The 20,942-nt window shown below is 58.8% G+C and carries 17 protein-coding genes and 1 pseudogene; 3 read left to right on the top strand and 15 right to left on the bottom strand.

Going from position 1 to position 20,942, the window contains the following annotated elements:
* Positions 1-15 precede the first annotated feature (15 nt).
* Together EEB13_RS30785 and nirD are read right to left on the bottom strand one after the other, a co-directional pair.
* Positions 16-1,176: a uroporphyrinogen-III synthase gene (locus tag EEB13_RS30785; protein WP_045063247.1), complete on the bottom strand. Its 1,161-nt coding sequence runs from the start codon at positions 1,174-1,176 to the stop codon at positions 16-18.
* The gene (gene nirD, locus EEB13_RS30780) at positions 1,173-1,556 is read right to left on the bottom strand and encodes a nitrite reductase small subunit NirD (protein ID WP_141486985.1); all 384 of its coding nucleotides are present in this window, start codon (positions 1,554-1,556) and stop codon (positions 1,173-1,175) included. The genes EEB13_RS30785 and nirD overlap by 4 nt, the downstream gene beginning before the upstream one ends.
* 563 nt (positions 1,557-2,119) lie before the next feature.
* Between nirD and EEB13_RS30775 the strand changes: the two genes are divergently transcribed.
* Positions 2,120-2,845, top strand: coding sequence for a class I adenylate-forming enzyme family protein (locus EEB13_RS30775; protein WP_187328654.1), 726 nt, complete (start codon positions 2,120-2,122; stop codon positions 2,843-2,845).
* Between the two features lie 307 nt (positions 2,846-3,152).
* Here the strand turns inward: EEB13_RS30775 and EEB13_RS30770 are convergent, their stop codons facing one another.
* The 10 genes and pseudogenes from EEB13_RS30770 to EEB13_RS30730 form a co-directional block, all read right to left on the bottom strand.
* Positions 3,153-4,379, bottom strand: coding sequence for an MFS transporter (locus EEB13_RS30770; protein ID WP_410055794.1), 1,227 nt, complete (start codon positions 4,377-4,379; stop codon positions 3,153-3,155).
* A gap of 71 nt (positions 4,380-4,450) precedes the next feature.
* A complete protein-coding gene (locus EEB13_RS32250) occupies positions 4,451-4,897 on the bottom strand; it encodes an FCD domain-containing protein (protein WP_257013669.1) in 447 nt (148 codons plus the stop codon).
* A gap of 33 nt (positions 4,898-4,930) precedes the next feature.
* Positions 4,931-5,095, bottom strand: a pseudogene (locus EEB13_RS30765) (aldehyde dehydrogenase family protein); the annotation flags it as partial.
* A 66-nt stretch (positions 5,096-5,161) separates the two neighbouring features.
* The gene (locus tag EEB13_RS30760; RefSeq protein ID WP_141486983.1) at positions 5,162-6,310 is read right to left on the bottom strand and encodes a hypothetical protein; all 1,149 of its coding nucleotides are present in this window, start codon (positions 6,308-6,310) and stop codon (positions 5,162-5,164) included.
* 216 nt (positions 6,311-6,526) lie between these two features.
* Entirely contained in the window at positions 6,527-6,973 is a 447-nt protein-coding gene (locus tag EEB13_RS30755; RefSeq protein ID WP_141486982.1) for a hypothetical protein, read from the bottom strand.
* An 18-nt stretch (positions 6,974-6,991) separates the two neighbouring features.
* Complete coding sequence (locus EEB13_RS30750) at positions 6,992-8,620, bottom strand: GMC family oxidoreductase (protein ID WP_141486981.1); 1,629 nt, start codon at positions 8,618-8,620, stop codon at positions 6,992-6,994.
* A gap of 86 nt (positions 8,621-8,706) precedes the next feature.
* Complete coding sequence (locus tag EEB13_RS30745) at positions 8,707-10,254, bottom strand: aldehyde dehydrogenase family protein (RefSeq protein WP_052683252.1); 1,548 nt, start codon at positions 10,252-10,254, stop codon at positions 8,707-8,709.
* Entirely contained in the window at positions 10,251-11,708 is a 1,458-nt protein-coding gene (locus tag EEB13_RS30740) for an MFS transporter (RefSeq protein ID WP_084702389.1), read from the bottom strand. The genes EEB13_RS30745 and EEB13_RS30740 overlap by 4 nt, the downstream gene beginning before the upstream one ends.
* Positions 11,709-11,745: 37 nt before the next feature.
* On the bottom strand, positions 11,746-13,188 hold the full coding sequence (locus EEB13_RS30735) for a phenylacetate--CoA ligase family protein (RefSeq protein ID WP_218833768.1): 1,443 nt from the start codon (positions 13,186-13,188) through the stop codon (positions 11,746-11,748).
* Positions 13,185-14,924: a thiamine pyrophosphate-binding protein gene (locus EEB13_RS30730; protein WP_045063260.1), complete on the bottom strand. Its 1,740-nt coding sequence runs from the start codon at positions 14,922-14,924 to the stop codon at positions 13,185-13,187. The genes EEB13_RS30735 and EEB13_RS30730 overlap by 4 nt, the downstream gene beginning before the upstream one ends.
* 176 nt (positions 14,925-15,100) lie before the next feature.
* Between EEB13_RS30730 and EEB13_RS30725 the strand changes: the two genes are divergently transcribed.
* Positions 15,101-15,787, top strand: coding sequence for a GntR family transcriptional regulator (locus EEB13_RS30725; RefSeq protein ID WP_095889109.1), 687 nt, complete (start codon positions 15,101-15,103; stop codon positions 15,785-15,787).
* 678 nt (positions 15,788-16,465) lie between these two features.
* Here EEB13_RS30725 and EEB13_RS30720 read toward each other — a convergent pair.
* Positions 16,466-17,344: a phytanoyl-CoA dioxygenase family protein gene (locus EEB13_RS30720; RefSeq protein ID WP_045063269.1), complete on the bottom strand. Its 879-nt coding sequence runs from the start codon at positions 17,342-17,344 to the stop codon at positions 16,466-16,468.
* A 463-nt stretch (positions 17,345-17,807) separates the two neighbouring features.
* Here EEB13_RS30720 and EEB13_RS32245 point away from each other — a divergent pair, with 463 nt between their 5' ends.
* On the top strand, positions 17,808-18,281 hold the full coding sequence (locus EEB13_RS32245) for a hypothetical protein (protein WP_239654573.1): 474 nt from the start codon (positions 17,808-17,810) through the stop codon (positions 18,279-18,281).
* Positions 18,282-18,498: 217 nt separating this feature from the next.
* Here EEB13_RS32245 and gshB read toward each other — a convergent pair whose 3' ends face one another.
* Positions 18,499-19,536, bottom strand: coding sequence for a glutathione synthase (gene gshB / locus EEB13_RS30710; protein ID WP_261984690.1), 1,038 nt, complete (start codon positions 19,534-19,536; stop codon positions 18,499-18,501).
* Positions 19,533-20,912, bottom strand: a complete 1,380-nt coding sequence (locus tag EEB13_RS30705) for an aldehyde dehydrogenase family protein (RefSeq protein WP_045063272.1) — start codon at positions 20,910-20,912, stop codon at positions 19,533-19,535. Before EEB13_RS30705 ends, gshB begins: the two co-directional genes overlap by 4 nt.
* Positions 20,913-20,942: the final 30 nt, after the last annotated feature.

The following is a 20,942-nucleotide window of genomic DNA, read 5'->3' as shown; positions in this document are numbered from 1 at the left end:
CAAACCAGTCCACCGTCACCACTGCGCATAATCACCTGAATTGCGTACATAGTCACCGGGATCCAGGGCAAGACGGTAACCGCGCTTGACCACAGTCTGCACCGCTTCGGGTGCGCCGAGACACGCCCGCAATCGCGCCACGGCAGTTTCAACGGCGTGAGTATCACCGCCACCACCGGGCAGAGCGGCAAGAAGATCCTCCCTAGAGACGACGCGACCAGGACTCGCACCAAGGGTTCGCATCAGCGACATCGCCGCGGGCGACAGTTGCCTCACCGCTCCGTCCACGACTACGCAACCGCTTCTAATACTAATTTCATGCGCACCGGCCTGAATTTGATTGGCTCGCAGCGGAAGTTCCTCGACAATATGCCTGGCAAGTGCGCCCAGACGGGAACGGACAGGTCCCGTCGTCGGAACGTTCAGTGCATCCAACGGCGCCGATGCGACCGGTCCGACACACACAGCCGTCACCGACCCGCGCATGGCACCCAGGACCTCGTCGAGCCGTCCCGTACTGTCCGCACGCATCAACAACGACGCCACAGCCGGTGCACTGGTAAAACTGACAGCATCAACTCCGGCAGAAGCGACTGCGTCGATCATCCGATCGAGAAGTGTCGGATCATCCGGTGGCTCCCAACGGTACACACGGACCGCGATGACCTCGGCACCCGCGTCCCGCAACGCCTGACAGAAATAAGAAGTTCGTTCCCACTCGGTGGTGGCGCCGTGCAATTGAACAGCAATGCTCTTGCCCGAGACGCCCTCGGCCAGAAGATGTTCGAGAACCTCGGCCGAAGACTCCGAAACCGGCGACCACTCTTCCCGCAAATCTGCCGCACGGATTGCACCCTTCGCCTTGGGACCCCGAGCCAGCAGATGCGTCGAGCACAGTGCCGCGCTCAAATTCTCGGCCTCACCCCAACCCTCTGCGGCCTCGAGCCAGCCCCGAAATCCGATTCCCGTGGTAGCAACAACAACGTCGGGAGGATTCGAGATGATCTGCTGCGTAACCCGTTCCAGCTCACGATCGTCCGCGAGCGGGATGATGCGGATCGCCGGCGCGAACATCACATCTGCGCCCCGTCGGGTAAGGAGTGACGCAAATTCCTCGGCGCGACGCGAGGCCGTGATGCCGACGGTGAATCCCGCCAACGGCATCTCGTCATTCACGAGGCAGTCTCGACAACGCAACCGGTGCTGCGCACTTGAACTACGCCGGCCCAGACGTAAACCTCATACACCGGAAGCGATACCGACTCGTCGTCCAATGCCCGTCCGTCGATCAACGAGAACGCCTGCTTCAGAAACGGGGACAACACAATTGGTTCACCTTTGCGATCACCGACCAGTCCACGCGATATCACAGCGGCGCAGCCGTACAAATCGAAGTTGCTCACGGCCCGCAAGGTGCCATCCACGAGCCCAAACAGCGCTCCCTGCTCCCCACTGCGAAGCACGGCAACTCCACGGCCCGTAATCAGGTGACTCAGCGAGCACACCGACGTCCACTCGAGTCGCTCTGAAGCCAGCTTGGCGATCCGCACACTCATCGAGTCCTCCTCGTGTTCTTTTCCTTCTCGAGGACTGGCATCACGCCACTTCGCCGGGGAACCAGCCCGGCCGCTGCTCCTACAGCATTCGGAGGTAGGTTCTCATGCCGGTTGACTGCTCAACCAACGTCCGTCGATGCTCCGAGAATCGCCGAACTGCATCGTATTCATCTGCAAGTCTGGCTTGCGCCAGCAGGCACTGACAATTGTCCAATCGATCCTCGAGAGTCATCATCGCCACCGATCGCCGGCGTAGGTACCTCCTGAACCTCTCACGGACGTGAGCGTTGCGCACGGGCCCAAGTACCCGGATGGATACCTATCTCTCAGATGGCCGCAAAGCCGCAACCTCGTCGCCGGGCTCGAGCGCGGTTCTACCGCAGATGTGCAGAGTCATCATGAGGCTGCAACTTCGGCCTGCCGGCGTGTACCTCCGCCGTCCGCCGGCTGGCCGATTCCAACCCTGTTTTCTTTCCACCAGTGCGGATTTCCCAGCCCCTCCGCAGTGCGGAATTCCCAGGAGGCCATCACATGCCCATCTCCCCACCTGGATTTCCCCGGTCGTGTATCCCGAAGCGGCCGGGCTGAGAACGTCCACTCCCGAGCTGCTTCGCGACGCCGTAGCAGCGGATCCCAGCCGCATTTTCGTCGTCGAGGAGAACCACCGAATTTCGGGTGCAGAACTATTCGACGCCGTCACCCGAATTCAGCAATGGTTGCAGCGCAACGGAGTACAGGCAGGTGACTGCGTGGGCATGCAGTTCCCGAACTGGTGGGAGGCTGTGGCCGTGGCCCACGCGGCCTGGGGTCTGGGCGCGGTTCTGTGTCCGATCCCGGTGAACTACCGGTCAACCGAGATTCGCGCCGTGCTCGACGCCGTCACCCTCGCCGCCGTCGTAATCCCGGATACGTACCGGGGCGTCGACCGCGTCCAGTCGTTCGACGAGGTTCAGGCCACCCGCACGCTCGCCGCGCCGGTGCTGCTGCTGCTGCTGCTGCTGCTGCTGCTGCTGCTGCTGGTGATCAGACCCGAGATGGCTCCGGTTGCATACTTCCGCACAGGCGATTCCGCACCGATCCTGCATGCCGACCTCGACGCGATCTCTCTGCTGATGTTCACGTCCGGGACCACCGGACGCGCCAAAGGTGTTCTGCACAGCCATCGCACGTTGTTTTCCAAAGCGAGGTTTGCATTCTGCCCCAGAGTGATTCGATTACTGCATTGTCATAGAAAACGCCGATCGCTCCCGTCGACGGGACGAGGCCTGAGTCGTGCGCCCGGCGGGTGAACGCCGACGGCACAAACAGTCTCACTGTCGCAATGAATCAAAGTGCCGCGTGTCGGAGCTCGATTCGAAATGGCTATTCCCAGAGCATTCGTCAGAAATGTCGCCGTCTGAGAAATAAAATATCAGTCGACTACCGGCAACTCGCCTCGAAACGTATCCAAGACAATGGCACAGTAAACCTTTCCTTCGCACGTGGGATGTTCTAATCATGCATGTTGCGGGCGACCCCCACGTACGCTACGTCCATTCCAACGCGCCTGGTCGGTGGTCGACGACATGCAACGGGGAAGGCCTCACCGGGTCACTATCAGGGGGCCTGCGCCGCCGTCCCGGCCGTCATGCCATCAGGACGAAGACCCTCGCATTGTTTGATCGGTAGATGTCGTCCGGTTTGGGTGCGAACGAAGACGCCGCACAGGGCTGCAAGCACCCCGCCGAACGCGAAGATGGCCGGATAGGTCACAACACCCGGCCACTGCTCGGTGAGAGCCGACAGAATGGCCGGTATCGCGAAACCAAGATACGTAAGCGAGTAGAACACCGCGGTGAGTCCCGCAAGATCATCCGGGCTGGAAATGCGTTGAACCTCCAGTAGTCCGGCGACAAGCGCCATACCGTAACCACAACCGAGGACAGTCGCCGCGAGTAGCGCGCTCACGAGCGTCAGAACTGTTGCGGCCCAAGCAGCGAGCAGCATCCCGACGGTCAGTATTGTCAGGGCAACTATGGATCCGCGTGCGCCGAGGGGACTGTCGATTCTTCGGGCCGCCGACTGTATGGCAAACCCGGCTCCGAGTGCGAGCACCGACATCAGTGCGGACAGGGCTATCGGAAGGCCACCGCTACTACCGGCCATGAGTGATGGGAGAAGCGCGTAAGCGACGCTGGCGGAACCGAATACCCACGGCGCTACCGGAAGGACGATGAGCAAAAACCTTCGGTGTGATGCCGCGCGAACTTTCAAAGCGTCGACAAGCTTTCCGCGTTTGTCCGCGAAGATAGGCATACGCGTTTCAGGCGCCGCGAACATAGCCACGCCGACGGCCAGGCAAATCGACACATGAACCAGATAGGCAAGGTGCGTGGGCCACGGCGCCCACTGAGCAAGTACACCAGCAACACCGGCACCCAGTCCGAATCCTGAGGTGAGTGCCATTGCTGCTCGCTTCGCGCCCAATCCGCTCGACGAACGCGGATCGCGCGCAGACAACTCTTGCACCCAACTGCCACCCACTGCCATACCGATGCCCAACGCAATACCGGTCAATACTCGGCCTACGAACAGTAAGAGTGCCGAATCGGAACCGACTGCTATCAGCACTGATCCGATGGCAGCGATCGCGGTGGCAGGAAGCATCACTGGTCGCCGACCCACTCGATCCGACAACGGACCGCAAATCAACAGTGCAGGAACGATTCCTACGACGTAGGCGAAGAGGAAGGTGTACACGGTGATGGTTGAAAATCCATGCTCCAGCCGGTACATGACCAGCAGAGGAGTGAATTCGTTTCCGCCCCACGCAACGGCAAACATTCCCGCTGCGACGAGAATCCATCGGCGACTTCCGTCTACTGCGCCGGCCCGATGCTGTTCAACCTGCCCGGTCACAGCGAAGTCCCCAGGTTCCATCCGTGAACTCGACGCATATCCCGATCTACCGCGAGTTCGAATCCGTTGACATCACTTGATTCAATCAGGCCTATCAAGCGTGAGTGATCCTCGACGATACCGCTGACCTGTCCCGGATCGCGGGCCGAAGAGTCGGTTGCCATCCTCCGTTGCCGCTCATGTAAGCCCAGGTAGAACTGCTCCAGAAGGGAGTAGCTGACTGCATGAACAATGGCACCGCGCAAGTCCGCATCAGCGGCACTGAATTCCGACATATCGCCGGTCTCCGCAATCCCGCGTTGACGAATCACGTTCGAACCGAACGTCGTAGACAGCTCTGCTCGGGCTCGAATGGACGCAACCGCAGTTGCGACGCTCCTCCTCTCGACCAGCTTACGTGCAGAGACGATGTGCTTGGCCTCATTTTTTGCTATCTGAATCACTAGCACACCCTTGTTCAAAATCACGGTCTTCTGCTCGGTGTAGGCATCGAATACTGCGGCGCTGTGCTCGCGTCCCCAACCGGACTGCTTGAAGCCTCCGAACGGCGCCGAAGGACCGAGCACGTGGTCGGTGTTGATCCACACCGTGCCAGAATTGATCTTTCGAGCAATGTCGTGTGCCTTCGAGACGTCCGATGCCCAGACGTATTCGGCGGTTCTGTCCGGGAAACCCTAAGCGGCAGTGTCATCTGCGGTTAATGCGACCTACGGAGCTGGAGTCAATCGGCGCAATCCCCATGACTGGAAACCCACAACGTACAGCAGGGTCCAGAGCACTAACCAGTCGATGAACCCAAGCGCGTTGCCGTACAGGCTTCCGGCGATCGGGGGTTCATGGAGGATGTGCTCGGCGGCAAACTTGTAGTAGAAGAGGAAAGTGGCAACCCCAAGGGTGAGCGTAACGACGGCCCGAACGGCGAAATTTACAGAGTCACCGTATCGAGTGGGCCAATTGCCGAACGCATTGGCCCACAAAACCATCCAAAGCACCCAGCAGACTCCGATCTGCGCCGGGAACTGGTTGATGACAGCGCCGAGCTCATCGACATTCGATTGACCGACCAAGAACTTTGCTACGGAAACCATGACGAAGTACAAAGCTGTACCGAGGGCAGCGTTGCCGATCGTAGCCGTGAGCGGCATCAACCAACGTTTGCTACTGGATGCGAACGAACGCCATGGCCAATTGTCGAGCGTTTGACCCGTGAATATCACGCACACCACGATCGAGTAGAACCATCCGAGAACCGTATCGATGGACATCAAAGGATTGGTCGCCGATAGCGACACGGCCGGGAGCCCCAGCGTGAAGTACAAAGCCAACGTCGGGATCGCTACGAAGGCGATCTCACAGAGTCCGGCCAACGGTTGCTTCATGCCCAGTCCGGTCCATGGCCAATGATTCCAGTTGAGTGCCGCCATTACCCACGTTCCGAATCCGAACAAAACGAAGAGTGCACCAGCGAAGTAGCCGAGTCCGGCCTCGCGATCGGATGCAAAGTCCGGGTACAGTTCGCCGAGGCCGGGAGAGAGTAGCCAGGTGGCTGCGATTCCGAACAGCGCTGTGGAAACAAGGACGACCGAACCTCGCCAGGGCTGAGGAATTCTGTCGAATCCTGCGAATTCACAATTGAATCCGATGAATACGATGAATACGATTGACCAGAACAATGCAGCGTTGAACGGGAGTGGGTAGAAGTCCCACGGGCTGGTCTGTGGGTCGGCAAGCAGATACCACGACCCTATCGAAAGTGCCACCACCACGATCAGATTCAACAATCCGAAGAGCGGCCACGGGTGAGACTGCGTTGTGCTCACGGCAGGAGATATCGCTGAGTCTACGGTAGTTGTCAATGTAAGTGTCCTTCGAACAGAGGGCAGAAATGTCCTCGCGATGAGACGCGGCTATCAGTGAATTGGACGCGTCGTGGAGTGGCGTTGTAGTTCGGGGCGAAACCTAGGGGTGCTCGCACTGTGGTCTCGACAGATACTCTGACTGTCTGAAAATGTGAAAGGTGCTGTCCGGCAATCGTTAGTAGCCGAACAACACCTTCGCGTGGGTTACGGTTGTTATGTCTGTTGGGCCAGGGCGCGCTGACCGGTCAATGGATCGATGTACACGGGGCCGCGAGCGATGATCCGTTCGGCGACTTCGTTGATTTCGTCGTAGTCCGGGTCGTACGACATTGCTTCCTGCCCCTGGTACCCGAGCTTGGCGTTGACATCGGGGTTGAGATAGTACGCCCCAGCGATCAGATGCGCGACGAGGTCGAAGTCCTCAGCGGGCAGACCGGATTCGAGACTGCCGAGCGCATCTGCCGGTGTGGAGGACGGGAGGGCACCGACGATCTCGATGAACCGATCTTTCTGATCGTCCCGAACCTCCAGTGCACGGGGCAATAGATCTGTGATGACGCCGGCCTCGGATGCGGACGGCATCCCCAAGCTGGCATCGGCTGGAATGACTGCGTCACAAACCCATTCGAGCTGGGCGGTGATGGAGAGATAGTCGCTCATGATTTCGTCCCTTCGCGCTCAGCGCACTGCAAACGACAACTGCTGCTCGCGAGCAGCGGCGATCGCATGTTCTGTGGTTCGGAGTGATAGTGCAGCAACAGTTCCTGTTGGGTTGACGCATCCCGATGTCGGCATCACGCTGCCGTCGACGATGAAGAGATTGGCTACATCGTGTGCGCGGCCGTGACCGTCGACAACCGAGCGCCCGGGATCAGTTCCCATGGTTGCCGTACCGAGTAGATGCCAGCCGGTCTCGCGAACCACGGACGCGACGATCGTCTCGTAGGCGCCGGCCTCCTTCATGGAGATCTCGGCTTGTTTCTGGTTGAACTCGAGGAGTTTGATCGTGTTTTCGGAGGCACGGTAGTGAAGTTTCGGTGCGGGTAGACCATCCGAATCTGTGAGTGTCGGGTCCAAGGTCACGGTGTTGGATTCGTTTGGGAGGTCTTCCGCGATGATCGACCATCCGGCGGTGTGTCCGAACCGACGATCCACTTCCTTGTGAATGCCTTCCCCCCAGGCGATTCCGTTGAAGGGCCACGCTCCTGTGGCTGCGAGCGGACCACCGGTCCCCATCAGCTGCCATTTCGCACCGCGGACGAAGTCCCTGTCGGGGTGGGTCTCTTGGAACTCGAGCGAGTACGCCCGTTGCCCGTAAGGTCCCTGCCAGCCTTCGAAGAAGTCGTCGAAAAGCCCGACGACGACGCTGTAAGGGTGCATCATGAGGCGTTTGCCGACCTGGCCCGAGGAATTGGCGAGCCCGTTGGGGTGCGTCTCGGATGCGGAATTCAGGAGCAGTCGCGGAGTTCCGATGCCGTTGGCGCCGACAAATACTGTTCTCGCCGGCTGAAAATGCATCTGCCCTGTGGTGCGGTCGATGTAGGTGGCGCCGGTGGCTAGGCCGGCGGAGTCGGTCTCGATTCGAACGACGCGTGCGTTGGTGACCAGTTTGGCGCCCAGCGACGTGGCGATGGGCCAGTGGGTCCGGTCTACCGAGGCTTTGGCGCCGTCGAAACATCCCCACAGGCAACTTCCACGCCGGACGCAGGGCAAAAGGTTGTTGTGCTTGACGGAGGCGATGGCGTTTGTGCCCTGCCACCAGTGCCAGCCCAGGCGGTCGTGGGCGGCCGCGACGCGTCGTTCCATATCTCCCAGGGGGAAGGGCGGAAGTGGCGGCTCGTGGTACGGGTAGGCGGGATCGCCCGGCATTCCGGAGACGGAGAAATCCTGGTCTACCCGGTCGTAATAGGGTGCGAGTTCGTTGTAGTCGAACGGCCAGTCGTCTGCTACTCCGTCGAGTGTCCGGACCCGAAAGTCGCTAGGCTTGAATCGATGCCATGCCGCGGCATACAGAATTGAGCTGCCCCCGACACCGTTCCACATCAGGGGTGCAACGTCGGATTGCTCGTCGTTGATTGGGTAGTCAGCGTCGGCTTGTCGTCTGTTCGGATACCAGCTGAAGTGCCGGTCCTTCGCCAGTTCGAATTCATCTGTGGCGCTTCGTATCTTCGTGTAGTCGGGGAAATCGCCTTGCTCCAGGCAGACGACGGAAAATCCCTCCTCGGCGAATCGTTTCGCCGCGACGGCGCCACTGGGTCCGGCACCGATGATCAAGACGTCATAAGTGGTGTGATGTGAGGCTGACATGGAGATTCTCCCTCTACTCGTACGGCCCTCAGGGTCTACTTGGGTTTTGGTGAGTGCTGAGTTTTAGTTGCGTGCTGATCGGTGAATCAGAGTGGCGCACTCGCCCAGTCGCCAGTCGAACGCAACGATTCGTCGAGGCCGATCGAGATATGTTTGACCTGCGTGTAGCTGGCGACAGTTTCCAGACCGTTCTCTCGCCCGATTCCGCTGCTTTTATATCCACCGTGAGGTGCCAGTGGCGATTCGGCCTGCCAATCGTTGACCATGACGCCACCTGCCTGGAGCTTTCTGGCGGTGGATAGTGCGCGCTTGATGTCGCGGCTCCAGATACACGCGAAGAGTCCGAACTCGGAGTCGTTAGCTTGTTCGACCAGGTCATCCAGATCCGTCCATGTCAGAACAGAGAGCACCGGACCGAACACCTCCTCGCAGACGATCCTGTCGGTACGGTCGACATCTACGAAAACGGTCGGCTCGATAAAGTAGCCACCCGGATGGGTTCCGGCCGGCACTCCGCCCCCGTAAACCAACTTGCCTTCGGCTTTTCCGATCTCGATGTATTCACGGACGCGTTCGAGTTGCCGACGAGACACGAGCGGGCCCATTTGAGTCGCCGGTTTCAGTACGTCGCCAATACTGATGGTGCTCAGACGTTCCTTCAGTTTGACGAGAAATTCATCTTTGATTGCCTCGTGCAGGAACAGCCGTGTACCCGCGACACAGACCTGGCCGGCATGCGAACAGAATGCTTGGACGGTGCCTTCGACGGCGTCGTCTATGTCTGCGTCCGCAAAGACGATGTTCGGGCTTTTACCGCCGAGTTCGAGGTTAGCCTGTGCCATGTTGTCGACCGCGAGGTGTGCGACTGCCTTACCTGTTTGGACCGACCCTGTGAAGGTGACGCCAGCTACGTCCGGGTGAGCGGCGAGAGCTGCGCCGACATCGGCACCGTGGCCGGTAACCAGGTTGAAGACGCCCGGTGGGAATCCGGCTTCGTGCACCAGTTCGGCGAATCGCAACGATGCCAGCGATGTGTCCTCGGCCGGTTTGACCACCACAGTGTTGCCTAGGGCCAATGCGGGTGCTACCGATCTGGCTAACAAGACCAGTGGGTAGTTCCACGGAATAATGTGGGCTGTGACGCCGAGCGGCTCCAGGACCGTCATGCTCAATCGATTGCCCGGCAGCGGGATGGTCCTTCCACCGACGGTAGGTGCAAGTCCCGCATGGTAATCGAGCCAAAGCGACACAGCGCCGACAAGGTCTTTGGCTTTGTCCAGGTAGTGGCCGCTGTCTACCGCTTCCAGCCACGCCAGTTCATCAGCGTGCGTTCTAACGAGGGAGCTGAGCTTTTTCACCAAGTCGCAGCGAGTTAGGACGTCCGTAAATTGCCACCCAGTTGCAGCGGCCTTGGCAGCTGCAACTGCGTCGTCGACGTCTTCGACGGAGCCACAGGGAATGGCTCCGATCACGCTTCCGGTGCTCGGGTCTACTACCTCGAGACTCTGCTTGAGCTTGGGTGCCGTCGCACGGCCACCGATGTAAAGGGCGCCTCCGTCCACGCGTCGGTTTTCACGATCAATGGTCAACGAAGACAAAGTTGAAGTTGCAGCTGAAACAGCCGTTGAGGTCATGCGATGGTGTCCTTTTCAGTCGGAAGTGGCGATTTCGTCTGATGTGGTTGCGGCGGAACAGATTGCCCAGATCGTGGATGAGTTACGACTGGATGCGACACATTTGTCTCGGAAGGATCGCCGCGATCGAGGTGTCGTTGATCGTCAAGCAGTCGAGCCGGAATCATGAGAATCAGAGCGCCACCGGTCACTAGTAATAACGCGACTGCGTAGAGACTGATTGTGGTGGTACCGGTGATGCTCGACAGCCAGCCGACAGCCGACGTGCTGACAACTCCGGATATGTTGCCGACAGAGTTGATCAATGCAATACCAGTGGCGGCACCTATTCCCGTAAGAAACGCAGCCGGCAGGCTCCAGAACGCTGCTTGAGCGGTCGATGCGCCGGCAGCCGCAATAACAAGGCCGATCATGGCGACCGTTGTGTTGTGTGCCCCGAGGCCCGTCAGGACAAGTCCTGCGGCTGTCACCCAGCACGGAAGCGAAGTGTGCCATCGACGTTCACCGTGCTTGTCCGCGTGAGTGCTGTTCGCAATCATGGCGACCACTGCCGCGAGGTACGGGATTGCGGTCAGTAGCCCGATTGCAATCCCACCGGCGACCCCCGAGTCGCTGATAATCGTGGGAATCCAGAAGCCAATGACGTAGATCCCGAGCGCTATGCAGAAATAGATGGCGCTGAGTAGCCACACCTTCGGGCTTTTGAGTACGTCGAAGACCCGATTGTGTGTAGCTGTGTCCTCGGTGAGCGCCTCCGATGTAAGCGTGTGTTCGATGACTTGTTTCTGGCGCAGAGTGAGCCACTTAGAGTCTGTGTAACTGTTGTCCAGCCATTTCAACACCGCGAAGCCCAAAATCAGCGACGGGATAGCTTCAATCAGGAATACCCATTGCCAACCGTGAAGTCCGGCTGCGCCGTTGAAGGACTGCAACAGCCAGCCCGATAGAGGACCACCGAAGATCGAAGCGACCGGGATTGCGGAAAGAAACAACGCGAACACGCGTCCACGGCGGTGCGCTGGAAACCATTGTGTGAGGTAGAACAGGATGCCTGGAATGAAGCCGGCCTCGGCTACACCAAGTAAAAATCGAAGTGCGTAGAACATTTCGGGACTGGTGACGAATGCCATGGAACCCGATATCAGTGCCCACGTCAGCATAATTCGTGCGATCCAGATTTTTGGACCGACCTTCTGCAGGATGATGTTGCTCGGCACCTCGAACAGGATGTAACCGACAAAGAACATGCCGGCGCCGAGTCCGTAGACCGCCTCGCTGAATTGCAGGTCTTCGAGCATCTGGAGTTTGGCGAAGCCGACGTTGACACGATCCAAATAGGCGGCGGCATAGCAAACGAACAGAAAAGGAATCAACCGCCGAGAGACCCGTTTGTACACAGCCTCGGTTTCAGCGGACGACGGTGGTGGGTTACCGAAGAGAGAGGAATCAGCCATGATGAATCCGTCCTTTTGTGGTTGCACCCGACAATGACTAGACCAGCGCTCTGCGATCCTCGACGCGTCGCGCCTTGTGGTCTGTACGATCGAATGTGTTGGTGGACACGGTCTCTACGGACACACGCAGTCCCAGAGTCGCCTGCAATTCGGCACTGACGACTGCCTCAAAACGCTCGATTGCAGTGGGTTCGGTTGCATCATGCTTGCACTCGACTTTGACGAGCATCTCGTCCATTGATCCGGTCCGCGAAACGATGATGCGGTGTTCACCACCGTAGTGTTCGACGTTGCGCAGAACATTCTCGATCTCTGTCGGGTACACGTTTTCACCGCGAATGTGAATCATGTCGTCGATACGTCCGTAGATCCCACGGGGAAGCTTCGGATAGGTACGGCCACAGGGGTTTTCCTCGTATACCCAGCTGGTCAGATCACCAGATGCGAGCCGAATCATCGGCTGTGAGGTCCGTTCGAGATGGGTATATACCGCAGTGCCTTCGCCGCCGTACGGAACCGGCCTGTAGTTGGTTGGATCGCATACCTCATGATGGACGATGTCCTGGTACAGCAGCATGCCGTCCGGAGTCTCGGCGGTAGCTGATGCGCTCATGAACGGCGTCATTTCTGCCATCGTCCCGCAGTCCACGACGCGTGCACCGAAGGCAGACTCGATCGCGGTGCGAACCGAGGGTATCGATGCGCCGGGTTCGCCGGAGAAGAACATCACCTTGATCCCGAATTCCTTCGGATCAATGCCCTCCTGCACCGCCACCTCGGCCAATCGAAGCGCATACGAAGGAGTTGCATAGAACCCCTTGGGCTTTGACGCTTTCAGCCACCGAACGGCCCGTGCCGTCATCCCTGGCGCGCCCGCACCGAAGGGGAATGCTCTGCAACGCAACCGTTCTGCGCCGGCAAGGGCACCCCACGAGCCGAGATAAAGACTGAAAACGGCAGCGATGAACACCGTGTCCCCTGGCCGTAGTCCCATCCCCCACATCACGCGAGCGTGATTGTTCGCGACCGTGTCCCAGTCTTGCCGACTGACAGCAAAGGCGGTGGGGGTGCCTGTCGTCCCCGACGAGCCGTGGATGTGGTGGATCTCGGACTCCGGCGCGCAGAGGTAATTGCCGTACGGTGGAGAGTCCAACTGAGACTGCCGCAGTTCAGCTTTGGTGACGACGGGTACCGATTCGAAGGCCTCGAACGAAGTAATATCCTCCGGACTGATCCCTGCGCCATCCCACTTCCTGCGGTAGAAGTCCGATGTGCGGTAGGCGTACCGCATCACCTCTCGGAGTCTGATGAGAACAGCCTCGGCGCGCTGCTGTGGATCCATGGTTTCGCGGTGGCGGAACCAGTATCGGCTATCAGTATTGGGGAGATAGTCGTTGTTGTACCGTGTCGGAAAGGACCATTCCTCCATCGACAGTTGCTGGGTGCTGGTCGCTGCGGTCCCGATCAGATTGCTTGTCATGAATTCTCCCGGCGTTCGATTTCGATGTCGTTCCATGGCAGTAGTGCTTGGTAGTCCGGTACATATCCGAGCCCCTTCTGGGCATCGGGCGAGATTGCATCTCGAGTGACATCAACCTGGATCACTGCGGGTGCGGCGTCGACAGCCCGTTTGATCGCATCAGTGAGGTCGTTGGGGTCAGTGACGCGTTCGCCGTGCGCACCCAGTGCACGGGCCATCGCGGCGTAGTCCGCATCGCCCAGTTCAGTTCCCGCGATCAGTCCGTAGTTGGTTTGCTGGTCGTAGCGTTCGATGTTCCATGCGCGATTGTTCGCGACAATCACGACGATCTTCGCGCCATGCCTGACTGCTGTATCAATTTCCATCGCGTTGAAGCCAAAAGCGCCGTCGCCGTTGAACGATAGGACTACTTTCTCTGGGTTCTCGAGTGCAGCGGCGATCGCAAACGGCACACCGATTCCTAGACAACCGAACGCTCCTGCGTCGAGATAGGCGGAGCCCGATGCACCGAGACGCGCAAAGCTGAGAAGATCTCCGCCGTCAGCAACGACGATCCCGTCGTCGAGGCCCAGACTCTCTGTCGCCGCGAAGATTTGATTCGGATGCATCAATCCATCGGCTCCCGACTCGGACTTGCTAAGCCCTTGTTTGTAGCGGCGTGCCCGCTCAACGTGTCGAGCTCTCAATTCGTCTCGCCACTGAGTCTCTGGGTCGTGGCCTCCGCCGACCAGGAGCGCAGTGATCGCGTCGAGCACCAGGTCAGGCGAACCGAGAAGCTCGACCTCACCGCGACGGTTGTCGATCAGTTCGGCGGAGGTGTCACTGATTCGTAGAATCTTGGCGTTCGGAAACGCTGCGGGTGAGCCGTAGCCAAGTTGGTAGTCGAGTCGACGTCCCACCGTAATAAGGAGGTCGCATTCGCTCATCACTGCCGAACGCACCGCACCGACGAAACCTGGATGATCCTCCGAGACAAGGCATCGACTTTCCTGCGTGTCGAGGTAAGCAGCCCCGGTCACTTCCAAGAACCGCTCAAGTTCGGCGGAGCACGCTCTAGCTCCACGACCGGACACGAGTGCAGGTCGGCGGCATGAAGCAATGAGTGCGGCCGCGCTAGCAGTATCCTCAGCCGCCGGGACGGTGCGTCGACGAGAAGTCGGGCGGAGGTACTCGGACAGGACAGTCCTCGGAGCGACTGGTGTTCGCAAAACATCCGTAGGAATCTCGATATAGACGGGTCCCGGGTCGCCCCCGTCGCCCTCGGCAAGTGCCCATGCCTCGCTGAGTTCACGCAAAACCTGGTCTGCCTGACGCAGTGTGCGCGCACGACGGGTGATCGGCTCCATGATGGCGGTATGTGGAATATCCTGCAGGGCACCCATATTGGCCTGTGGACGTGGTGCGCAACCACCGAGCACCAGCACGGAGGCTCGGGAGACGAAGGCGTTGGCAACGGCAGTCACCGTGTTGGTCACTCCTGGCCCTGCCGTCACCAATGCGACGCCGACGGTCCCTGTCAATTCGGCATGCGCGTGGGCCATGTGCACTGCAGCAGCCTCGTGCCTAACGTCGACGATTTCGACGTTCATACGGGCCAAATGATCCCAAATTGGTTGGATGTGCCCACCTTGTAATCCGAACACACGACGGACTCCATGTGCATACAGGAACTGGGCAGTCAGCAGTGCGGCGGAGGCCGGCTGAGGATCCGGATTGGAATTGGAATTGGCATTCACCCGAATTTCACTTCCTTGCTTCTAGTGCATTGGCTCACATTCAAAAGTTGATGTGCTGACAGTCACGTTAGCATTCTGAATTCAGAATGCAACATTCCGAATTCAGTTTGATGGCATACGGAACTCGGAGTTCAGCTACTATGTGGGGTGTACCAGCACTAAGAAGGGAGCGCACGATGACAGGACTTCCACTTCCGCCCTCCCGGACCGAGCAGGTGTATGACGCAATTCTCGACGAGATTTGCCGCGGCAAGCTCCCCCCTGGCGTCACCCTGCGGCAAGAACTACTAGCCGAACACTTTCAGGTCAGCCGACAGCCAATCCAGCAAGCTCTACTACTCCTCAAATCGCATGGGCTCGTACGTGATTCAGGAAAAAGGGGCCTCGAAGTAGTGCCGCTTGATGAAAAATTCGTGGTCGATCTGTACGAGATGCGGGCAGTAGTCGATGGATTGGCAGCTCGTCGCGCAGCATCACGGATCACGCCCAGCATCCAACGACGTTCCGAAGAACTGCTTCGCGAGGGCGCTCTAGGCGTCCAAGAGGGTTCTTTCGCCCATATGATCGCCGCTGATATGGAGTTTCATCAGCATCTGCTACAGGTAGCCGACAACATGCTTCTGTCTGAAAGCGCTGCCGTGCTCTATCGCAGTGTTCGGCGTGTCATGGGCGAGGTACTGCGCCAGAGTGGCACTCCGCACTGGGTATGGGCTGAGCATGAGGGCATTCACGCGGCAATCGTCAGGGGCGATGCCGACCTAGCCGAAACTCTGGCACGTGAGCACGCCATACACGGGACTCAACTCATCCTCGGCGCAATGTTCGGTGACAGTACTCATGTTCAGGCCGCTGTCGACGCATAAGTACATTTCCAACCTGGTGATCACTAGATCGCCCTTGCCATAGATTCCTCGAATCCTGATGCAATGCACAGATTCTCGAACTGTCGACATGGCTGCAAACGACTCGTCAGATACCCGGGTAGTTTCCCTCCACGCGGAGGACAGTCGCGTTCTCCGCTGGATCGAGATACACCCGACGATGTCGGTGACCTTCGCGACCAAGTCGGGGTCGGCGGAGAACTTGAATGCCTCACTGCGCCATGGCTGCACACCGTACTCGCGTCAGATCTGTGCGACCGTGCCGTACCCGATTCCCAGACGTGCTTGAGCAAACGCCAACTCAATCATGCAACCCATATTCTCTTGAGCGGCGGCACCAAGGTCGCGGTGACGAGACTGTGTGGCCGACGGGACCGCAGGTCGTCGTCGAGGCCCGCCAACCCGTCGACCTTGTAGCGGGCTGCGCAAGGCCAGCTCTATATCGCCACCATAACGCAAGATCAGCGGCCTAATCTCCATGCGTGAAGTATCTCCAGACCATACGGTCACAGAACTTCGGCGTGTGACCCGGACCCGGACCCCGACGGTGGCCGCGTTGCCTAAAACCCTGCACAGCGTGACGCGGGTCCATAACGCTGAACCTGGCCGTCGTCGGTGCCCCCGACGACGCCAAACCGCTATCCCCCGATTAGTCTCTAGTCACTCTGGAGAGTCCTGCCACACAACGGGGAAAAGATTACTCTCTATCCGGGTACCTGGAATCATCGGCGGAACCGAGAACCCACCAATGGTGGAAATGTGCTCGAAGCTGGAGCCTGGCCTCGGATCCCACACGACATCGTCGCCAGTGAAGATAGTTGTCACGGCACGACGAGGTCGGTCTGTGCGATTTGGGGGCGATCCGTGCACAGTCTTCGGATGGTGCAGCAATGCGTCCCCTGGCTCCGCTTCACCGACAAACCAACGAGAGCTGTTGTAGGTGGCCGAAAAATCGGGCAACTCTGGATAGGGCGATCGGTCATACACCGCGACCACCTCTGGATCACCGCTGAAGCTACGTGGTCGGTAAACCGGCCCGAAGTGTGATCCCTTCAGATAGTGAATCGCTCCGCTGCTGGCGGTGACGGTGTCAAGGGGAACCCAGATTCGAAAGTACTGATCACCGTCGATTGGTAGATAGGGATAGTCCTGATGAAACGGCGCACCCCGACCTGACCCCGGTTCCTGCGCGAATACCTGATCATAGAAGAACCGCAGCGATCGCATCCCAGGGTGAATCTGCTGTGCGATGTCCTTTGTCGGCCCATGGAGGGCCCAGACATCGAATGCAGGATCCACGAAGCGTGGAAACGCCTGCGAGAAGAACCGAGGTTGGCCGGGCTCCGTATAGTTCTGGGAGGTGTCGGGGACGTCAGTGAGCAGCCGAGCCACCGCACTTCGAAGGTATTCGATCCAAGCCGGAGAAATCACGGACTTGAGCAAGGCGACACCATCAGCGGCGAATGCTGCCCGTTCCTCATCGGTGATCACACGAAGCAGGCTGTCGGTGGGATGATCGGCGTTGTTGTCAATAGTCATTTGAGTCCTTGTCTAGTTCTGGGCATGTCGCCGAGACGATGCGGCCTGCCCTCTGGCCGTAGTTGCAGCTCATGTCTGCCGTGGTCCGGCCTTGCTGATCGGAATCTTCGTCTGCTCTTAGTTGGTGTCCGGACACAGCGACCCAATGCACTGCCAGCTGAAGGCACCGTTCAGTTGGGCGATCCAGATCCTCCGGTGTCGAGCCTTCACGGAAACTACGGCCCCACTCGATAGGGTGAATTACCCTACACGACAACATAATTCAATCAATCCCCAATCAACCACGCCTCGTGGACATTCGGAACCTCGTCCAGCGTTTGCCTCCTGGAATTGTTTCACACTTAAGTAGTTACTTTTCAAATATATTTGACTGCGATACTTTTCACACCTAAGCTTATGTGATCTGAAGCACAAACCCCGAACCGGGTGCAAGCTCACCGTATGCACAGAAGAGATGAGACCGATGGACGATTTCTTCAGTTGGACCTCACGGCGAATCATCCTCAGGGATAGTCGCAATCTCCCGACAACGCCCGATCGGGAACACTATGACGCTGAGGGAGTCTGCGATCCGCCTCATCGCGAACTGGACGTAAAGCTTGTGGTCGCCGGGACACAGTGCCGCTTGGTTTCTTTCACGCACACCAGCCAGGACTACGTTATTTTGGCCATTGGCTCGGTCAATGGCCAGCACAATGTGCCAGTCAGCGTTGTCGACGAGGAATCGTTGCTGATCGAGGTGAGTCGCAGATCAACGTCATCCGAGATACTGATCGCAATTCCGAACGCCCTGGTCGGCACGAATCTCGAAGTGCACCGCGAACGCTTGCTCGCATCCCAGGTTTGCCGGGGTGGCCCAATCCGGCAAATGCTCATAGCAACGGGAGCACATTCAGTTCTGGTGCCAATGATGGAGTCGACCGCCCATGTCGCGTAGGACGTTACGCAGCGATACGGAATTTCAAATGCGCCAGCAAATTTTCAACCAATCAACTAGACCACGCGGCAACCTCGGGCCGACAAACGTTCAACGAAAGTTGAACTCCACTGCGGGCACGTTCATCTACAACCGATTGGCTATGTGAGTCGAAGACCGAAGGTACTCTGCACCTTAATCCGTGAACTTCGCACACCGATCAATGAGACTGCCACACTCATCGCTCCCCCTGCATCTTCGCGCACCGTGCGATCGCCCATGCGATTATGTCGGCCGCCAAGTGCGTACCACTGAGCGCATCGATCTCGCGGATTCCCGTGGGGCTGGTTACATTCACTTCCGTAAGTTGACCTCCAATGACGTCAATTCCAACGAATACCAGTCCACGCCTGACGAGTTCGGGGCCGATGGCGTTGCAGATTTCACGATCGCGAGCGGTCAGCGTGTCGGGTACTACGCGCGCACCGGTGGCCATGTTGCACCGAAATTCGGTGCCACCGCGATCGACGATTCGGCGAACAGATCCGATCGGCCGACCCTCAAGAACGATCACACGGCGGTCTCCCTCCGTCACCACATCCGGAATGAACTGCTGGACGACCACATGATTGACGCCACGATCAGTGGCGGTGTCAAGTATTGAATGCAGGTTCGGATCGTCCGGCCTCAGGAGCATGATCCCACGGCCGGCCATACCATCAGTGGGTTTGAGAACTGATGTGCCCCAGGAAGATACAGTTTCACATATCTCATCCCTATCCGAAGACACAAGGGTAGGGGGACCCAACTCGGGCATCCGCAGAGCAAACAGCTTCTCGTTGGCGTCGCGAAGTCCGGATGGTGAATTGATCAACATCGTCTTCGCCGGGTCGACCAAGTCCAGAATGAATGTGGCACGCAAGTACTTGCCGTCAACCGGAGGGTCGGTCCGCATGAAGATCGCGGCCACTTCGTCGAGTCGAAGCCGGAAAGGGACATCCGTGGTGTACCAGTCGGTATCGGCGATCCACATGTTCTCACTCAACACCGCCGGGCGAAGCGTCACCTCGCGACAACGCGCGAAAGCATACCCTCCATCGATGCCCAGCTCACCGATGGTCGTGGCCAGCACGCGATGACCGGCCAACTGAACTGCTTCCATCAACGCGATTGTGGTGTCATGCGCGGGTTTCAATGTGGTGAGCGGATCCGCAATGAAGACGAAGTCCATCCGAAGCCCGGAGCGCGCTTGCGGCGCACAGAGTTCCGCACTCATGGGGCAACCCCGCTCCGGCGATGCCCGGACCAGCCAGTCCACGCAGTAGGAATCAACCCGCTGTGCATGGCACGCATAGGCCCTCGCTCCCGTGCGGTGACCCCGAACCGGTTATGGTCATCCATCGAATCATCACCCCAGACCGCCGCGTACCCGTCACGATATCGACTCTCGCGGAAAACCGCGTCGATGTCGGCGAGGGTATCCCACTGGACGATGGTAACTACGGGGCCGATGGGTTCGGACGAGTCAGTCAGCATCACTGACACCGCCTTCGACGAGACGTCACCCAAGTCTACGACCGTGGTGGGCAGACGCCACCCCATCCGATGCTTGACGTCATCGGGAACCCGCCCACCCAGTAGTACCCGTCCACCGCCGACTACCAACTGGTCGATTCGACTGAAAGCCCGCCCACGAAGAGGCTCCGCAGGAAGAGGAGCAGCTTCATTCTCACCCAAAGCCAACTGGCCGAGAATCGCGGCGATTACGTTCTTCGCGACGTCCCGGTGAACGGCCACCGTGTGTAAACCGAAAGGACCGCCCGAGCTATGAACCCGAACGGCTTGGGCGATTTCAGTGGCCATCGTTTCGAGCTTCGCTTCTCCAATTCCGGGATAGACGATCGCGGCATTTCCTCCTGCGCCGAGAGTGTGCAGAGGGACATGCGTCCGACGACCAGCGCGGCTGGCGCGACTTAGAGTGGACTCGTTCGCCCGCACATGCAGCATCTGGAGCGCTGTACTGCTGATGAGCGCAGCGCCCACATCCACTCCAGTGCCTTGCACAATATTGAGAACACCGGCCGGAAATCCCAACTGGTCAGCAATGCATGCGACCGCCACCGCTGACAAGGCTCCACGCAGCGATGGCTTGACGACCGCAGTGTTCCCGGCAGCCAGAGCAGGAAAAACACTCAACATCATCTCCGAAAATGGTGCCCCCCAAGACAGCACATGACCTGAAACACCCGCTGATGTTGAACGGTCGCGCAGGATCTCCTTTGTCAGGATCGAGCGAGCGATCCTCAACGTCGATTCGACAGCGGCTAGCGAATCGGCGAATCCGAGACCTGTCTCGATCGACTGAAGGCGCGCCAGCCCGTCCGCCTGATCAGCTAGCCGGTGCAGCAGAAGGGCCAGTAGCTGATCTCTGCTCTGTGTGTCTGCCCATTGCCCCGGTAGCGCTTCGGCAGCAGCCGCAATTGCATGATCGACGTCGAACCGCGAGGAAAGAGGAACCACTGTGGTGATTGTGCTGTCGGAGGGATTGCGAATCTCGTACTCGTAAGGAGCTGCCGGGAACACCCACTTGCCGTTTATAAGGTTTCGCCCGTAGTGAGCATGAGTCGGTAGTTGCACGGCTTCCATCAACATGATGGGTCCTTCCGGATTCGGGGGTAGTTC

This window comes from Rhodococcus sp. WS3 (genome assembly GCF_003797085.1).
GTDB lineage: Bacteria > Actinomycetota > Actinomycetes > Mycobacteriales > Mycobacteriaceae > Rhodococcus_F > Rhodococcus_F globerula.
Note: the sequence above shows the minus strand (reverse complement) of the source record. Positions and strands in the feature narration are given on the sequence as shown.

What these genes read in the sequence shown, in the direction of transcription:
- nirD (WP_141486985.1), bottom strand. Translation starts at nt 1,556, where the DNA reads ATGAGTGTGCGGATCGCCAAGCTGGCTTCAGAGCGACTCGAGTGGACG.
- EEB13_RS30770 (WP_410055794.1), bottom strand. Translation starts at nt 4,379, where the DNA reads ATGTTTGCCGTTGCGTGGGGCGGAAACGAATTCACTCCTCTGCTGGTC.
- EEB13_RS30755 (WP_141486982.1), bottom strand. Translation starts at nt 6,973, where the DNA reads ATGAGCGACTATCTCTCCATCACCGCCCAGCTCGAATGGGTTTGTGAC.
- EEB13_RS30750 (WP_141486981.1), bottom strand. Translation starts at nt 8,620, where the DNA reads ATGTCAGCCTCACATCACACCACTTATGACGTCTTGATCATCGGTGCC.
- EEB13_RS30745 (WP_052683252.1), bottom strand. Translation starts at nt 10,254, where the DNA reads ATGACCTCAACGGCTGTTTCAGCTGCAACTTCAACTTTGTCTTCGTTG.
- EEB13_RS30740 (WP_084702389.1), bottom strand. Translation starts at nt 11,708, where the DNA reads ATGGCTGATTCCTCTCTCTTCGGTAACCCACCACCGTCGTCCGCTGAA.
- EEB13_RS30735 (WP_218833768.1), bottom strand. Translation starts at nt 13,188, where the DNA reads ATGACAAGCAATCTGATCGGGACCGCAGCGACCAGCACCCAGCAACTG.
- EEB13_RS30725 (WP_095889109.1), top strand. Translation starts at nt 15,101, where the DNA reads ATGACAGGACTTCCACTTCCGCCCTCCCGGACCGAGCAGGTGTATGAC.
- EEB13_RS30720 (WP_045063269.1), bottom strand. Translation starts at nt 17,344, where the DNA reads ATGACTATTGACAACAACGCCGATCATCCCACCGACAGCCTGCTTCGT.
- EEB13_RS32245 (WP_239654573.1), top strand. Translation starts at nt 17,808, where the DNA reads ATGGACGATTTCTTCAGTTGGACCTCACGGCGAATCATCCTCAGGGAT.
- gshB (WP_261984690.1), bottom strand. Translation starts at nt 19,536, where the DNA reads ATGAGTGCGGAACTCTGTGCGCCGCAAGCGCGCTCCGGGCTTCGGATG.
- EEB13_RS30705 (WP_045063272.1), bottom strand. Translation starts at nt 20,912, where the DNA reads ATGTTGATGGAAGCCGTGCAACTACCGACTCATGCTCACTACGGGCGA.